This window comes from Ferdinandcohnia sp. FSL W7-1320 (genome assembly GCF_038050315.1).
Lineage (GTDB): Bacteria > Bacillota > Bacilli > Bacillales > Bacillaceae_L > Ferdinandcohnia > Ferdinandcohnia aciditolerans.
Window position 1 is genome coordinate 1516752 of sequence record NZ_JBBPAM010000001.1, and the last position, 15861, is coordinate 1532612.

General features: G+C 36.7%; 13 protein-coding genes. 12 read left to right on the top strand and 1 reads right to left on the bottom strand.

What is annotated here, in order from left to right; all coding sequences use genetic code 11:
- Nucleotides 1–305 precede the first annotated feature (305 nt).
- The 12 genes from citZ (at nucleotide 306) to coaE (ending at nucleotide 14076) form a co-directional block, all read left to right on the top strand.
- Nucleotides 306–1424, top strand: coding sequence for a citrate synthase (gene citZ / locus NST91_RS07660; protein WP_341330658.1), 1119 nt, complete (start codon nucleotides 306–308; stop codon nucleotides 1422–1424).
- Nucleotides 1425–1510: 86 nt separating this feature from the next.
- The gene (gene icd / locus NST91_RS07665) at nucleotides 1511–2785 is read left to right on the top strand and encodes an NADP-dependent isocitrate dehydrogenase (RefSeq protein WP_341333508.1); all 1275 of its coding nucleotides are present in this window, start codon (nucleotides 1511–1513) and stop codon (nucleotides 2783–2785) included.
- Between the two features lie 209 nt (nucleotides 2786–2994).
- Nucleotides 2995–3936 carry a malate dehydrogenase gene (mdh, locus tag NST91_RS07670; RefSeq protein WP_121447440.1) on the top strand — a complete coding sequence of 314 codons (942 nt, stop codon included), beginning with the start codon at nucleotides 2995–2997 and terminating at the stop codon, nucleotides 3934–3936.
- A gap of 87 nt (nucleotides 3937–4023) precedes the next feature.
- Nucleotides 4024–4500, top strand: coding sequence for a MaoC/PaaZ C-terminal domain-containing protein (locus NST91_RS07675; protein WP_341330659.1), 477 nt, complete (start codon nucleotides 4024–4026; stop codon nucleotides 4498–4500).
- Nucleotides 4501–4616: 116 nt separating this feature from the next.
- Nucleotides 4617–5333: a response regulator transcription factor gene (locus tag NST91_RS07680; RefSeq protein ID WP_341330660.1), complete on the top strand. Its 717-nt coding sequence runs from the start codon at nucleotides 4617–4619 to the stop codon at nucleotides 5331–5333.
- A complete protein-coding gene (gene pnpS / locus NST91_RS07685; RefSeq protein ID WP_341330661.1) occupies nucleotides 5326–6756 on the top strand; it encodes a two-component system histidine kinase PnpS in 1431 nt (476 codons plus the stop codon). The genes NST91_RS07680 and pnpS overlap by 8 nt, the downstream gene beginning before the upstream one ends.
- A gap of 393 nt (nucleotides 6757–7149) precedes the next feature.
- Nucleotides 7150–8118, top strand: coding sequence for an FtsH protease activity modulator HflK (gene hflK / locus NST91_RS07690; RefSeq protein WP_341330662.1), 969 nt, complete (start codon nucleotides 7150–7152; stop codon nucleotides 8116–8118).
- Nucleotides 8115–9044: a protease modulator HflC gene (gene hflC / locus NST91_RS07695; RefSeq protein ID WP_341330663.1), complete on the top strand. Its 930-nt coding sequence runs from the start codon at nucleotides 8115–8117 to the stop codon at nucleotides 9042–9044. The genes hflK and hflC overlap by 4 nt, the downstream gene beginning before the upstream one ends.
- A gap of 140 nt (nucleotides 9045–9184) precedes the next feature.
- On the top strand, nucleotides 9185–11815 hold the full coding sequence (gene polA, locus NST91_RS07700) for a DNA polymerase I (RefSeq protein ID WP_341330664.1): 2631 nt from the start codon (nucleotides 9185–9187) through the stop codon (nucleotides 11813–11815).
- Between the two features lie 21 nt (nucleotides 11816–11836).
- Nucleotides 11837–12679, top strand: coding sequence for a DNA-formamidopyrimidine glycosylase (gene mutM / locus NST91_RS07705; protein WP_341330665.1), 843 nt, complete (start codon nucleotides 11837–11839; stop codon nucleotides 12677–12679).
- A 131-nt stretch (nucleotides 12680–12810) separates the two neighbouring features.
- Nucleotides 12811–13446, top strand: a complete 636-nt coding sequence (gene ytaF / locus NST91_RS07710; protein WP_341330666.1) for a sporulation membrane protein YtaF — start codon at nucleotides 12811–12813, stop codon at nucleotides 13444–13446.
- A gap of 27 nt (nucleotides 13447–13473) precedes the next feature.
- A complete protein-coding gene (gene coaE, locus NST91_RS07715; RefSeq protein WP_341330667.1) occupies nucleotides 13474–14076 on the top strand; it encodes a dephospho-CoA kinase in 603 nt (200 codons plus the stop codon).
- Between the two features lie 481 nt (nucleotides 14077–14557).
- Here coaE and NST91_RS07720 read toward each other — a convergent pair whose 3' ends face one another.
- Nucleotides 14558–15727 (bottom strand): IS256 family transposase, encoded by a 1170-nt coding sequence (locus tag NST91_RS07720; RefSeq protein ID WP_341330668.1) that lies wholly within the window; start codon nucleotides 15725–15727, stop codon nucleotides 14558–14560.
- Between the last annotated feature and the right edge of the window lie 134 nt (nucleotides 15728–15861).

Below are 15861 nucleotides of genomic sequence, written 5' to 3' on the forward strand. Positions count from 1 at the left end.
ATTAGGGGAAATTTGTCGCTTTTGATTCACAAAAGTCTGATTATTTATTATAATAGAGTCAAGGTTATTTATTTCCTACATATTTATTGATTCGCTTTCACTTGCATAAACAACTTTTATTGTCACGATCAATATTATATTGATATTTGTGACGATGAGCGTTTTTTCAAAAATGAAAGCATTTACTTCACTAGATTACAATGTTGAAAGCATAAATAACGATGTGATAATGTGTTTTGTTTTTGAGCGTGCGCTCAATTTACCTTATAAAATGATTAGGGGAATAAAAAAAAGGAGAGGGTCATATGACAGCAACAAAGGGGCTTGAAGGAATTGTAGCTACAACATCTTCTGTCAGTTCAATTATTGATGACACTTTAACGTATGCAGGATTCAATATTGATGATTTAGCTGAAAATGCTAGTTTTGAAGAAGTTATCTACCTATTATGGCATCGCAAACTTCCAAATAAAGAGGAGTTAGCTGAATTAAAACAGCAACTTGCTGAAAATGCGAGTTTACCTCAAGAATTAATCAATCATTTCAAAACTTACCCAATTGATAAGGTTCATCCAATGGGGGCACTTCGCTCAGCTGTTTCACTATTAGGACTATATGATGAAGAAGCAGATGTAATGGAACCAGAAGCTAATTATCAAAAGGCAATCCGCCTACAAGCAAAATTACCTACAATTGTTACCGCTTTTTCTCGTGTTCGTAAAGGATTAGAGCCAGTTGCTCCACGCACAGATCTAAGCTTCGCAGCAAACTTCTTATATATGCTTAGCGGGCAAGAACCAAGCGAAATTGCAGTAGAGGCATTCAATAAAGCATTAGTACTTCATGCTGACCATGAACTCAATGCATCTACATTTACAGCACGTGTTTGTGTTGCAACTCTATCTGATGTTTATTCAGGTATTACTGCTGCAATTGGAGCTTTAAAGGGTCCGCTTCACGGTGGAGCTAATGAAGCTGTAATGAAGATGCTTACTGAAATTGGTGAAGTTGAAAATGTAGAGAATTATATTAATACAAAATTAGCTAACAAAGAAAAAATCATGGGGTTTGGTCATAGAGTGTACCGTAAAGGCGACCCACGTGCAAAGCACTTAAAGGCAATGTCTCAAAAGTTAACAGGGATTACTGGCGAACCAAAATGGTATGAGATGTCAACAAAGATTGAAGAAATTGTTACAAGTGCAAAACCTTTACCACCAAATGTTGACTTCTATTCAGCATCTGTATACCATAGCTTAGGTATTGATCATGATTTATTTACTCCAATCTTTGCAGTAAGTCGTGTTTCTGGATGGTTAGCTCATATTCTAGAGCAATATGATAACAACCGTTTAATCCGTCCACGTGCTGAATATACTGGTCCAGGAATGCAGACATACGTTCCGATGGAACAAAGAGGTTAATAAATCTAACAATATATATATTAATAGGTTGAAGTATTTCAGGGGAATTTTTTCCCCGAAATACTTCTTAAGAACTTTAGGAGGTAATACTAGTGGCAGGAGAAAAAATTACAGTATCAAATGGTGTACTTAACGTACCAAACAATCCAATTATTCCTTTTATTGAAGGTGATGGAACTGGTCCAGATATTTGGGCAGCAGCGTCACGTGTATTAGAAGCAGCTGTTGAAAAAGCATACAACGGCGAAAAATCAATTGTTTGGAAAGAAGTATTAGCAGGGGAAAAAGCTTTTAACCAAACTGGTGAATGGTTACCAGAAGAAACATTAGATCTTATTCGTGAGTACATAATTGCGATTAAAGGACCTCTTACTACACCAGTTGGTGGCGGTATTCGTTCATTAAACGTTGCATTACGTCAAGAATTAGATCTATTTACTTGTCTTCGCCCAGTACGTTATTTTACAGGTGTACCTTCACCAGTTAAGCGTCCAGAAGACACAGATATGGTTATCTTCCGTGAAAATACAGAAGATATTTACGCTGGAATCGAATATGCACAAGGTTCTGAAGGAGTTCAAAAGCTTATCAACTTCCTACAAAATGAACTAGGTGTAAATAAAATCCGTTTCCCAGAAACTTCTGGTATCGGTATCAAGCCAGTTTCTGAAGAAGGAACAAAGCGTCTAGTTCGTGCTGCTATCAACTACGCTATTGAACAAGGCCGTAAATCTGTAACACTTGTTCATAAAGGTAATATCATGAAGTTTACAGAAGGAGCTTTCAAAAATTGGGGCTATGAACTAGCTGAACAAGAGTTTGGCGATAAAGTATTCACTTGGGCTCAATATGACCGCATCGTTGAAGAGGAAGGTAAAGATGCTGCAAATAAAGCACAAGCTGATGCTGAGGCTGCAGGTAAGATCATTGTAAAAGATTCAATCGCTGATATCTTCTTACAACAAATCCTAACTCGTCCGCGTGAGTTCGATGTTGTTGCTACAATGAACTTAAATGGTGACTACATTTCTGATGCTCTAGCTGCACAAGTTGGTGGTATCGGAATCGCACCAGGAGCAAATATTAACTATGAAACTGGCCATGCAATTTTCGAAGCAACACACGGAACTGCACCAAAATATGCTGGTTTAGATAAAGTTAACCCTTCTTCTGTACTATTATCAGGTGTATTAATGCTTGAACACCTTGGTTGGAATGAAGCAGCAACTCTAATTATGAATTCAATGGAAAAAACAATTGAATCTAAGGTTGTAACATATGACTTCGCTCGTCTAATGGAAGGCGCTACAGAAGTAAAATGTTCAGAGTTCGCTAATGAACTAATCAAAAACTTAGGCTAATCATAGAACAAGTAACTACCCTAATAGTGTGGAGTTCAAAAAGGAGGATGAAGAGGCGGAGAATTTCAAGGCGACGCAAGCTCCCGAGCAGTTAATACGTGAGGAACGCCAAACAAGCCAACAGAGAAATTCGATGCATCATATTCACTGCACTTTTTGAACATCCTCTTAGGGTAGTTATTTGTATATGTGAATAGGGAGGATTTAAAATGAGTCAATTTAAACGAAAAAAAGTCTCTGTAATTGGTAGTGGTTTTACTGGTGCAACAACCGCTTTCTTACTTGCGCAAAAGGAATTAGGAGATGTCGTTTTAGTTGATATCCCACAAATGGAAAATCCAACAAAAGGGAAAGCTCTCGATATGTTGGAAGCTAGTCCTGTCCAAGGGTTTGATGCAAATATTACTGGCACTGCAAATTACGAGGATACAGCAGATTCAGATATCGTTGTGATTACAGCGGGAATTGCTCGGAAACCTGGTATGAGCCGTGATGACCTAGTTCAAACAAATCAAAAAATCATGAAAAGTGTCGCTCAGGAAATTGCAAAACATTCTCCAAATAGCTATATCATTGTCTTAACAAACCCAGTTGACGCTATGACTTATACTGTGTTTAAGGAATCAGGATTTCCAAAAAATCGTGTCATAGGGCAATCAGGCGTACTTGACACTGCAAGATTCCGTACATTCATTGCCCAAGAACTAAATTTATCTGTAAAAGATATCACTGGTTTTGTCCTTGGTGGTCATGGTGACGACATGGTTCCACTTGTTCGTTACTCCTATGCTGGAGGAATCCCACTAGAAACTTTAATTTCAAAAGATCGTTTAGATGCTATCGTTGAACGTACACGTAAAGGTGGCGGTGAAATTGTCAACCTCCTCGGCAACGGAAGTGCTTATTATGCACCGGCGGCTTCCTTGGTGGAAATGGTTGAAGCCATCTTAAAAGACCAACGACGTGTCCTTCCAGCCATTGCATATCTTGAAGGTGAATATGGATTCAGCGGAATTTACCTTGGGGTCCCTACTATTTTAGGTGCAAATGGTATTGAGAAAATCATTGAGCTAGACCTTACAGAACAAGAAAAAGCTGAACTTGCCAAATCCGCTGATTCTGTTAAAAATGTAATGAATATCCTAGTCTAATAATTAGTTAACGAAAAAAATTCGGGGTTAACCCCCGAATTTTTTGTACATATTCTATTTAATTTCTATGGAGGTGTAACCTTTTTCATGCTATTAGGGAAAAAGCGAAAACTAGGTAGAAAGATTGAGGAAATGTCAGTTGGTGAAAAGCTATCACTAACTGAAAAAATTGAAGATAAAGATCTGCTTTTATACTTAGGTTTGACGAATGATGCGAATCCGCTTTATATTCAACATGATTATGCATCCCAAACTCCATTTAAGAAACCGATTGTTCCAACTGTCATGCTGACTGGAATTATCACAGCTGCGATTTCGAAGTATTTACCAGGGCCAGGAAGTCATATTCTCAAACAGGAAATTGAATTTTTGCAGCCACTTTATCACTATGCAACTATTCAATTTTTATTTGAAGTATCCAAAATTAATATTCACGACCATACTGTCGAAATAGCAGTAACGGCATTTGACGAAGATGAATCATTGGCAATTGAAGGAAGACTTTTAGTCTGTCCTCCACACCGAATAACGCCAATGGACGGAAAAATATTAGAGAACTTTTAGAGAGCTTAGCCTCTCTTTTTTTTGTTTTCGTGGTAAGTATCGAAATGTTAATCTATAATAATCTTATATAGAGATAGAAAAATGATGGGGTTTATCTTTTTTTATGGAGGAAAACAATGAAGAATAAAGTATTGGTTGTGGAAGATGAACAGTCAATCATAACATTACTTCAGTATAACCTACAACAGGCGGGATACGAGGTTATTACTGCAATGGACGGAGAAGAAGGATTAAAAAAAGCCTTAGCGGAAAAACCGCAAATTATTGTCCTTGACTTAATGCTGCCTAAGATAGATGGGATCGAAGTATGTAAGCAGCTTCGTTTAAATAAAGTAGATATCCCAATCTTAATGCTGACCGCGAAGGATGACGAATTTGATAAGGTATTAGGTTTAGAGCTTGGAGCAGATGACTATATGACTAAACCATTTAGCCCAAGAGAAGTTGTGGCACGTGTTAAAGCAATACTAAGGAGAACAAGTAAAAACATTGTCAAAGGCCAAGATGATACTTCAGCTCCGCAAATCACAATAGGACCACTACGTATTTTACCAGAAAATTTTGAGGCTTATTTTAACGAAGAAGCGCTTGATTTAACACCTAAGGAATTTGAACTTCTTGCCTATTTGGCAAAGAATAAGGGGCGAGTACTAACACGAGACCAACTCCTGAGTGCGGTTTGGAATTATGATTTTGCGGGTGACACAAGAATTGTAGATGTTCATATAAGTCATTTGCGTGAGAAAATTGAAAAAGAATCTAAAAAGCCAAATATTATTAAAACAGTTAGGGGATTAGGCTATAAGCTCGAGGAGCCTAAAATTTATGAATAAGTTTCACTCGAGGCTTCTAACTGCGATTATCTTTTTAATCATTATTGTTTTTCTTTGTATGGGTTTTATGCTGGGGCAATTTATTAGTAGTCTTATCACGAATAATGCAATGCATGGAACCTCAATCGAAGAAACAGTTAAGCAGGTCTGGATTGCTCTGGCAATTTGCCTAGGTATCGCATTAATTATTATTCTTTCACTTATTGTAAGAATCACGACTACCTATACAAAACCGATTGATTCAGCAACAGAAGCGGTCAAAGAATTGGCCAAAGGAGATTATCGTGCTAGAACATATGAAGACGAGGTAAGTACAGCTGGATTACTAGGCAAGTCCATCAATATCGTTGCTAGAAATATTGAAGAAATGACAAAATCCTATGAAATGCAGCATGACCGATTACATACCCTGATTGAAAATATGGGGAGCGGCTTATTATTTATCGATAGTAAAGGATATATAAGCATTGTTAATCGCTCAACAAATGAGATCTTCAAGGTTGATCAAGATGATTTATTGGGTCAACTTTATTATGAAGCTCTTACCCACAAAGAAATTGTAAAGCTAGTCGAAGAGATTTTTATGACCGAACAAAAATTACGAAGACAAGTCCACCTCTTAATTGGAAATGAACAAAAGGACTTTGAAGTATACGCTGCACCCGTTTTAGGAGCGAAGGTAGAATGGAAGGGAATTGTTCTTGTATTTCACGATATTTCAAACCTGAAAAGGCTTGAACAGATGCGGAAGGATTTTGTTGCAAATGTATCCCATGAGCTTCGTACACCTATTACATCTATAAAAGGATTTTCGGAAACTTTATTAGACGGTGCTATGAATGACAGGAATGTCTTAAAACAATTTTTAACCATTATCCTTGAAGAAAGTCATCGTCTCCAATTACTCATTCAAGATTTATTAGATTTATCGAAAATAGAGAACAAAGGTTTTTCACTTAATCTTTCACAGGTTAATGTGAAAGAGCTCTTAGAAAATAGTATACAGATGCTTAAATCCAAAGCAGTAGAAAGAGAGATCCAATTAGAGCTTACACTAGATGATGAATCAACAGTGATCGATGGAGATATGGATCGGTTGAAGCAGGTCTTCATCAATGTGATTAATAATGGTTTGTCCTACTCTCCGGATGGAGCTAAGGTTGAGGTAAAAGCAACAAACCTTAGTGATTATGTTCAAATTCAAATTATTGATACGGGGATTGGAATAGAAGAAAAAGAACTTCCGCGTATTTTTGAGAGATTTTATCGCGTCGATAAAGCAAGGAGCCGAAATTCTGGAGGAACAGGTTTAGGTCTTGCAATTGTTAAGCATATTATTGAGGCACATGAAGGGGCTGTACAAGTAAGCAGTAAAGTAGGGGAAGGAACGACTTTTACATTTCGCTTAAAGAAGAAAATATAATGTATAGGAAGTCCTAATTTACAAAATGTTTACACTGGAAAAACATTCTCTTAATATACAAACCGTATGATGTATATGAGAACCCCTTCATTCAGAAGGCCAAACTTTTTTGACAAGGACGTAATATCCTTGTCATTTTTTTTACTTTATTCAGTAAATGACTGAATAAAGTAAAAAAGCCTCCGGCGGATGCCACAGATCTTCAAAGGTAACTTTTCGAGCAGTAGGATCAAAGACTAAAAACGCAACCTCCTGTGGCAACTTCTTTATGACCCACTTCCTGTGTGCCTAAAATCTGGGCGCAATACGCCAAGGCGTATTTTGATAAATTTTGAAACCTTTTTACATGATATTCGTATAAAACAATGTAGCAATAAATTGAGGGGGGAAAGCATGGTTAGTTTAAAACGAATATATACGATTGTTGGACTAAGTGTGCTCGTTTTGATTTTAGGTGTCGTTGGTTTTACATCATGGTACACTGTTGATGAGTCAGAGCAAGCAATTATATTAACCTTTGGGAAAGCAGATGAAGGAATTACAGAACCAGGACTTCATTTTAAAATGCCATGGCCAATTCAAGATGTAGAGAAACTGCCTAAAACAACTTTTAGTTTACAATTTGGCTATGATCAGAAGAATGGCGAAATCACTGACGTGCCAAAGGATACAAAAATGATCACCGGTGACGAAAATATTGTTTTAGCAGATATGGTTGTTCAATGGCAAATTACAGATCCATCAAAATTCCTATTTAATTCTGAGGATCCTGAGCAAATCCTATATAATTCTACTTCTGCTTCTTTAAGAAGTATTATCGGAAGTTCAAAAATTGATGATGCATTAACTTCTGGTAAGGCGGAAATTGAAGCTGAAGTAAGAGATTTATTAGCAGATCTTTTAGTGAAATATGATATTGGAATTTCAGTAACAGCTGTTAAATTACAGGATGTTGAATTACCAAACGATGAAGTTCGTAAGGCATTTACGAATGTAACAGATGCTCGTGAAACAAGAAATACAAAAGTAAACGAAGCAAATAAATACCGTAACCAAAAAATGAATGAAGCAAAAGGTGAGGAAAAAGCTCTTATTTCTAGAGCTAATGGGGATAAAGCAGCACGTATCGAAATTGCTCGAGGGGATGTTGCCACATTTAATGCTTTATATAACGAATATGTGAAAAATCCAGAGATTACTAGAAAACGTCTAGTTCTTGAAACATTAGATGAAGTATTACCACATACAGAGATTTACATTATGAAGGATGATGGCAATACAATGAAGTACTTGCCAATTCGACAAGCTGGAAGCCAAACGCAGGTTCCTCCTGTAGAAACAGAAGGGAGTGGTAACCAATGAGTGAAAACGTTGTGGATTTAAACGAAAAAAAGGGTTCCAATAATTTTAGCAAATATACAAAGGGTGGAATTGGCATCCTAATAGCTATCATCTTACTTGGAATCGTAATAATAAATATTTTCATTGTAAGAGAAGGAGAATACAAAGTTGTTCGCCAATTTGGTGAAGTTGTCCGAATTATAGAAACACCTGGACTTTCCTATAAAATTCCATTTATCCAGTCTGTTGAGACATTACCAAAATATCAAATGATTTATGATGTTGAAGAGGCTGAAATCAATACGAAAGATAAAAAGCGAATGATGATTGATAATTACGCTATTTGGCGTATTGAAGATCCAAAACAAATGATTTCTACAACAAGAACGGTTGTGAATGCCGAAGCAAAACTCGATGAATTCGTTTATTCTGCCATTCGAACAGAGCTAGGTCAATTGAATTATGATGAAATCATTAATGATGAGAAATCAGAACGTGGTAGCCTTAATGACCGGATTACGGAAATTGTAAATAAAAACCTTGAGGAAGATAAATATGGAATTGTTGTAACAGATATTCGGATGAAGCGTACAGATCTTCCAGCCGAAAACGAACAATCCGTATATACTAGAATGATTTCTGAGCGTCAATCAACAGCACAAAATTATCTCTCTGAAGGAGATGCTGAGAAAAACAAAATCGAAGCTGAAACTGACAGGGAAGTAAAAGAAATTATTGCAAAAGCGCAGGCAGAAGCAGAAATTATTCGAAGCCAAGGGGAAGGAGAAGCGGCTCGTATATACAATGAGGCTTTCTCAAAGGACCCGGAATTCTATAACCTATTCCGTACATTAGAATCTTATAAGACTACAATTGATGGAGAAACAGTGATCATTTTACCAGCGGACTCTCCATATGCGAGATTGTTAATGGGATATACTGAATAACAATTAATTAGGTAGCCGTTATTTTTCATTCTGTTCATGACATGATAAAATGAACAGTAGGAAATAACGGCTATTTTTAATGATTTAAGGGATGTGTGCATGGAAGGTCCGAATGCCGTAATAGAAGGGAAGGATTTTTCTTGGATAAAAAGATTGTCTTAGTGGATGGAAATAGTATCGCATATCGTGCATTTTTTGCTCTACCACTTCTTAATAATGATAAAGGTGTACATACCAATGCCATTTATGGCTTTACTATGATTTTAAATCGAATTTTAGAACAGGAGAAACCGACACATATATTAGTAGCCTTTGATGCAGGAAAAACAACTTTTAGACATAGTACTTTTAGCGAATATAAAGGTGGCAGACAAAAAACTCCTCCTGAGCTTTCGGAACAGTTTCCATTTTTACGCGAATTGCTAGATGCATACAAGATTGCCAGATATGAGTTAGAAAACTATGAAGCCGATGATATAATCGGAACTTTATCTCTTCAAGCTGAAAAAGAAGGCTTTGAGGTTAAAGTTATCACAGGTGATAAAGACTTAACACAGTTAGCCTCAGAGCATATTACAGTAGATATAACGAAAAAAGGGATCACAGATGTAGATTCTTACACTCCTGAGTTTATTAAAGAGAAGTATGGGATTACACCTGAACGAATAATTGACATGAAAGGGCTAATGGGAGATAACTCTGATAACATTCCAGGTGTTCCTGGTGTCGGTGAAAAAACAGCCCTAAAATTATTGCAGGAGTTCAAAACATTAGAAGAACTATTAGACTCAATCGATAAGGTGAGCGGGAAGAAGCTAAAAGAAAAACTTGAGGAAAATAAAGACCAAGCGATCATGAGTAAGCAGCTTGCGACTATCTATCGTGAAGCCCCAATTGAAATTGGAATTCCTGAGCTGGAATACAACGGCTATGATGCAGAAAAAGTCACAAAACTATTCAAAGAGCTTGGATTTAATTCCTTACTTGATAAAGTAGAGGGTAGCGAGCCAGATGAGGACAAGCCTTTAGAAAAGATTTCCTATACAATCGTCGATGAAATTACAGAAGATGTGCTAACAGCTGAATCTTCATTAATCGTGGAGGTGCTTGATGAAAGTTATCATAAGGCAGACGTCCAAGGATTTTCAATTTCAAACGAGAATGGAAATTATTATATTCCAACAATGCTAGCTCTCGAGTCAGAGGCTTTTCAACAGTGGGCAAACGATAAAGAGAAAAAGAAAATCGTTTTTGATGCAAAAAAATCAATTGTGGCTTTGAGATGGAAGGGTATTAATCTACAAGGAATTGACTTTGATTGTTTAATTGCATCTTATATTTTAAATCCGTCTGAATCAACTGAAGATGTTGCGGCTGTGGCAAAATTAAAGGGAATAACAGATGTAAAATCCGATGAAGCAGTGTACGGAAAAGGAGCCAAACAAAGCATTCCTAACGAAGAAATTCTTTCTGAACACTTAGTGAGAAAAGCAGTTAGCCTTAAAAAATTAAAAGATTTATTCTTGCACGAACTTCAAGAAAATGAACAGTATGAGCTTTTTACTGATTTGGAAATGCCATTATCCCTAATCCTTGCAGACATGGAATCGATAGGGATAAAGGTCGATGTAGAACGTCTAAAAGGAATGGGAGAAGAGTTAAAGGAACACCTTCAGGATCTAGAACAAAAAATTTATGAACTCGCTGGTGAGGAGTTTAATATTAATTCCCCTAAGCAGCTAGGTGTCATTCTCTTTGAAAAGCTTCAACTAACTGTGTACAAGAAAACAAAAACGGGGTATTCCACTTCTGCTGATATCCTTGAGAAACTGTCTAAAGAACATGAAATTATTGAATATATCTTGCATTATCGTCAAATAGGTAAGCTTCAATCAACTTATATTGAAGGCTTATTAAAAGTTGTGCATGAAGATACTTGTAAGGTTCATACTCGTTTCCAGCAAGCTTTAACGCAAACAGGAAGACTAAGTTCAACAGACCCGAACCTACAGAACATTCCAATTCGCTTGGAAGAAGGAAGAAAGATCAGACAAGCTTTCGTCCCTTCAAAAAAGGATTGGTTTATATTTGCCGCTGACTATTCCCAAATTGAATTAAGGGTATTAGCGCATATAGCTAATGATGAAAATCTGATTAGTGCCTTTACGAATGATCTTGACGTTCATACAAAGACCGCCATGGATGTGTTCCATGTAACAGAAGATGAAGTAACCTCCAATATGCGTCGTCAGGCAAAGGCTGTAAACTTCGGGATTGTGTACGGTATTAGTGATTTCGGATTGTCTCAGAATCTTGGAATCACTCGGAAGGAAGCAGGCCACTTTATTGAACGGTATTTTGCAAGCTTTCCAGGTGTTAAAGAATATATGGAAGAAATTGTTGAAGACGTAAGACAGAAAGGATACGTATCTACACTTCTACATAGAAGAAGATACATTCCTGAAATTACTGCTCGTAACTTTAATGTCCGTAGCTTTGCTGAAAGAACAGCAATGAATACTCCAATTCAAGGAAGTGCAGCTGATATCATCAAGAAAGCAATGATTGATATGGCGGACAGATTAGAAGCAGAAAAGCTTCAAACGAAGTTGCTATTACAAGTTCATGACGAATTGATCTTCGAAGCACCAGAAGAAGAAATTGAGATTTTAAAGAAGATCGTGCCTGAAGTTATGGAAAATGCCATTTCCTTGAAAGTACCTTTAAAGGTTGATTATGAATACGGTAAGACTTGGTATGATGCCAAGTAAGACGAAAAAGGACGTGATCATATGCCAGAGTTACCCGAGGTCGAAACTGTTCGTCGCACGTTAATCCAGCTTGTAAATGGCAAAACAATTGAAAAGGTAACGGTTTTATGGTCAAAAATCATCAAAAAACCGGAAGAACCAGAGCAGTTCTGTGATGCACTACGTGGACAGACAATTCATGATGTGGACAGAAGAGGTAAATTTTTAAAGTTTATTTTAGATGATTATGTTATGGTTTCTCATTTGCGTATGGAAGGCAGGTACGGCCTCTACGATAAAGATGAAACCTACGACAAACACACACATGTATTGTTCACTTTTACTGATGGAACCGAACTACGCTATCGAGATGTTCGGAAATTTGGAACGATGCATTTATTTAAAAAAGGTGAAGAAGAAAATAGCCTGCCCCTATCTCAATTAGGACCAGAACCATTTTCAAAAGAATTTTCATTAAAATATATGGAAGAAAAGCTATCTAAGACCAACCGTAAAATTAAGGTGGCGCTGCTTGATCAAACAAAGTTCGTAGGGCTTGGGAATATATATGTTGATGAGGCTTTGTTTAGAGCGGGCATTTATCCGGAACGTGCAGCCAATTCCCTTTCCAAAAAGGAAATGAAAATACTCCACCAAGAGATTATTCAAACCCTGAAGGAAGCTGTTGAGAAAGGTGGTAGTACAATACGTTCTTACGTTAATACGCAAGGTGAAATTGGCATGTTCCAATTGCAACTCTTTGTATATGGTCAAAACGGGAAAGCATGTCAAACATGTGGAACAGAGATTGAAAAAACAGTTGTTGGTGGCAGGGGCACCCATTTCTGTCCAAAATGCCAAAGAAATAAAACGAAAACCAAATAATGTATAGTAAGCATGCAGTGAAATTCGATCCATCATTTTCTTTCGACTTTTGACTGCCAAAGGACATTTCACATGGAATGGGCTCTCTCCATATACTATCTTAGCAATCGATAGGAAGGAGACTTTGTGAGATGTCCCAATTGGCATCACTTGTTTTATTAGCATTTGCAGTAAGCTTAGATAGTTTTAGTGTTGGGTTCACATATGGTATGAGGAAGATGAAAATACCTTTTAAATCAATCATTACAATCGCATTTTGTTCAGCAGTAACGATGGCAGCCGCCATGGGATTAGGAAAGTCTATTGAGTTATTGCTATCACCTGCAATCGCTGATCGACTAGGTGGTATTGTACTCATGTTAATTGGTGTCTGGGTATTGGTTCAGTTTTTTCGACCAACTTCCCAAGCATCTGAACAAAATGAAGAAAAACTATTAGTGAAAGTTGAAATAAAATCACTTGGACTTGTTATCAATATTTTGAAAAAGCCAATGGTAGCTGACCTTGATAAGTCAGGAACGATTACCGGTTTTGAAGCATTTTTACTAGGGTTTGCCCTTTCTCTAGATGCTTTTGGTGCAGGAATTGGTGCTGCTTTATTAGGATTTTCTCCGTTGGTAATGGCTTTACTGGTTGCCGTAATGAGCTCGCTTTTTGTTTATACAGGTATAAAAAGCGGTGCTGTTTTTTCAAAGAAAAGATGGGTACAAAAATTTTCATTTTTACCGGGAATCTTACTGATTTTAATTGGTATATGGAAATTCTAAAAAAATTGCAATAGGGAGAATAGAAACGTGGCATTAACAATCGGATTAACAGGTGGAATTGCAAGTGGAAAAAGTACAGTATCCCAGTTGTTCAAAGAAGCTGGAATTGTAGTTATAGATGCAGACGTTATTGCACGTAAAGTAGTTGAGGTTGGAGAAGAAGCATATGAACAAATTGTTCAATCATTTGGCAAGGACATTCTATTACCTGATGAGACGATTGACAGGCAAAAATTAGGATCGATCGTCTTTTTCAATGAAGACAAACGATTGTTATTAAACTCAATTGTTCATCCCGCTGTTCGAAAACAAATGCTGAAAGAAAAAGAAGAACACCTTAGCAATGGAGAAGAAACGGTTATATTGGATATTCCATTGTTATTTGAAAGTAAGTTAACTGCATTAGTTGATCGAACCCTATTAGTTTATGTTGATTATGAGACACAATTAGCACGCCTAATGAATCGAAATAATCTCAGCATGGGGGAAGCAGAAGCTAGGATCCAATCACAAATGCCGCTTAAAGATAAAATTCAACTTGCAGATGCTGTAATTGATAACAACGGTACAATTGAGTCCACAAAGGATCAATTACACAAAATTTGCAAGCAATGGGGAGTTAAAATATAGCGAAGACACAGGTGTATGTCTAATCTAACGGGTTCTCAATTAGGGTACAAACATAACATTTTTATTTAGCGTGAATTCATAAACGAATTCACGCTTTCATTTTTTGTTAGTAAATTATCGTTTAGAGCGTGGTTTTATAGCATATATCTTAACTTCGGCTACAGCTGTGGTGACTTAGCCACCCCTTTTCTGAAGATAGTACAACTTCGGACACAACTAAGCAGACTTAGCTAATAATTGTCTGAAGATAGCTGAACTTCGGACACGTCCGCGCAGATTTAGCTATTATTTGTCTGAAGCTAGCACAACTTCGGACACGACTAAGCAGATTTAAGTCAAGTCCATAATTTTGTGTAAAATTAATTCTATGGCTAACAATAATTATCAGGTTATTAGATTTACTTGTGTTAAGAAATTAATTTGTATGGGTAGGAAGGGGGTACCCCCTTCCTACCCATACAAATTTCGCTCGCTTCGCGTACTATCTTTTTTTGATTGGCAGCTTTTTCATAACTTGCTTTTCTTGATAATCCATTAATATGGCTCCAATTAAGCGAAAGGCAGATTGAGTGTGAGGGAAAATTCTTATTACTCTTTCTCTTCGCCGGACTTCCTGGTTCAACCGCTCCAATGAATTTGTACTGTGTATATAAGTGTGGTATGAACATGGTTCATTTAGGTATTGGATGGCATCTTCGAAGCCTTCTTCTAAGATTTGTATTGCTTTTTTTAGTTTAGAATTATCTCGATAGTTCTTAATAAAATCTTCTTTAAACGCGCAAGCATCTTCTCTAGTCATAGCACTGAATATTCTTTTTAAATCAAAGATTACCTGTGCCATATCTTTTTTTGGAAGATCACCTATTATATTACGCTTGAAATGTACAGTACATCTTTGCCATGAGGTTCCAATAAATTCACGTTGTATAGCCTTTTTTAACCCTTCATGAGCATCTGATATAACTAGCTTAGGTGATTGTAACCCGCGTGACTTTAAATCCTTGAAAAAGCTTTGCCAAGCATCAAAACTTTCTACATGATCTACTTTTAGACCAATAACTTCTCTTTGATCTTTTTCATTAATAGCAGTAGCAATATAAACTGCTTTTGAAACAACACGGTGATGTTCACGAACCTTTATGTACATGGCATCTGCAAAAATATACGGATAGTACATGACGTTTAATGGTCGATTTGCCCATTGATTAACGATTGGTTCAAGTTTCTTTGTAAGTGATGACACAAAGGATTTCGATACATTTTCTCCACAGAGTTGCTTTACAACCTTCGTAACATTTCCAGTAGATACCCCATTAATAACCATCTCTAACATAGAAAGAACAAAAGCTTGGTCGCTTCGTTCATACTTTTCAAATATAGATGGAGAAAAGTCACCTTCACGTGTACGAGGAACACGCAAAGTAATTCGTCCGTTAGATAATAGTAAATCACGTTCATAATAACCATTTCGGTAATCTCGACGAGTAACTGTTCGTTCATAAGCTTTTGCTTGTAAGTGTTCATCACGTTCTTTTTCCATTATTTCATTCAGTACTAAGACTATGGAAGCTTTAGTAACCGCTTCGATATTAGAGTTCATAACAGCATCTTTTAAATTGTCCAAATTTAGGGTAAACTGAAGTTGAGTCAAAATTAATTCCTCCTAATGTTTTCGTCGCTGATAACATTGTGGCCAAATGGAATTGATTTGACTCTTTTTCTTTTTACACAATTATATGGACTTAATCCAGATTTAGCTAATCTTTGTCCGAAGCTAGCTGAACT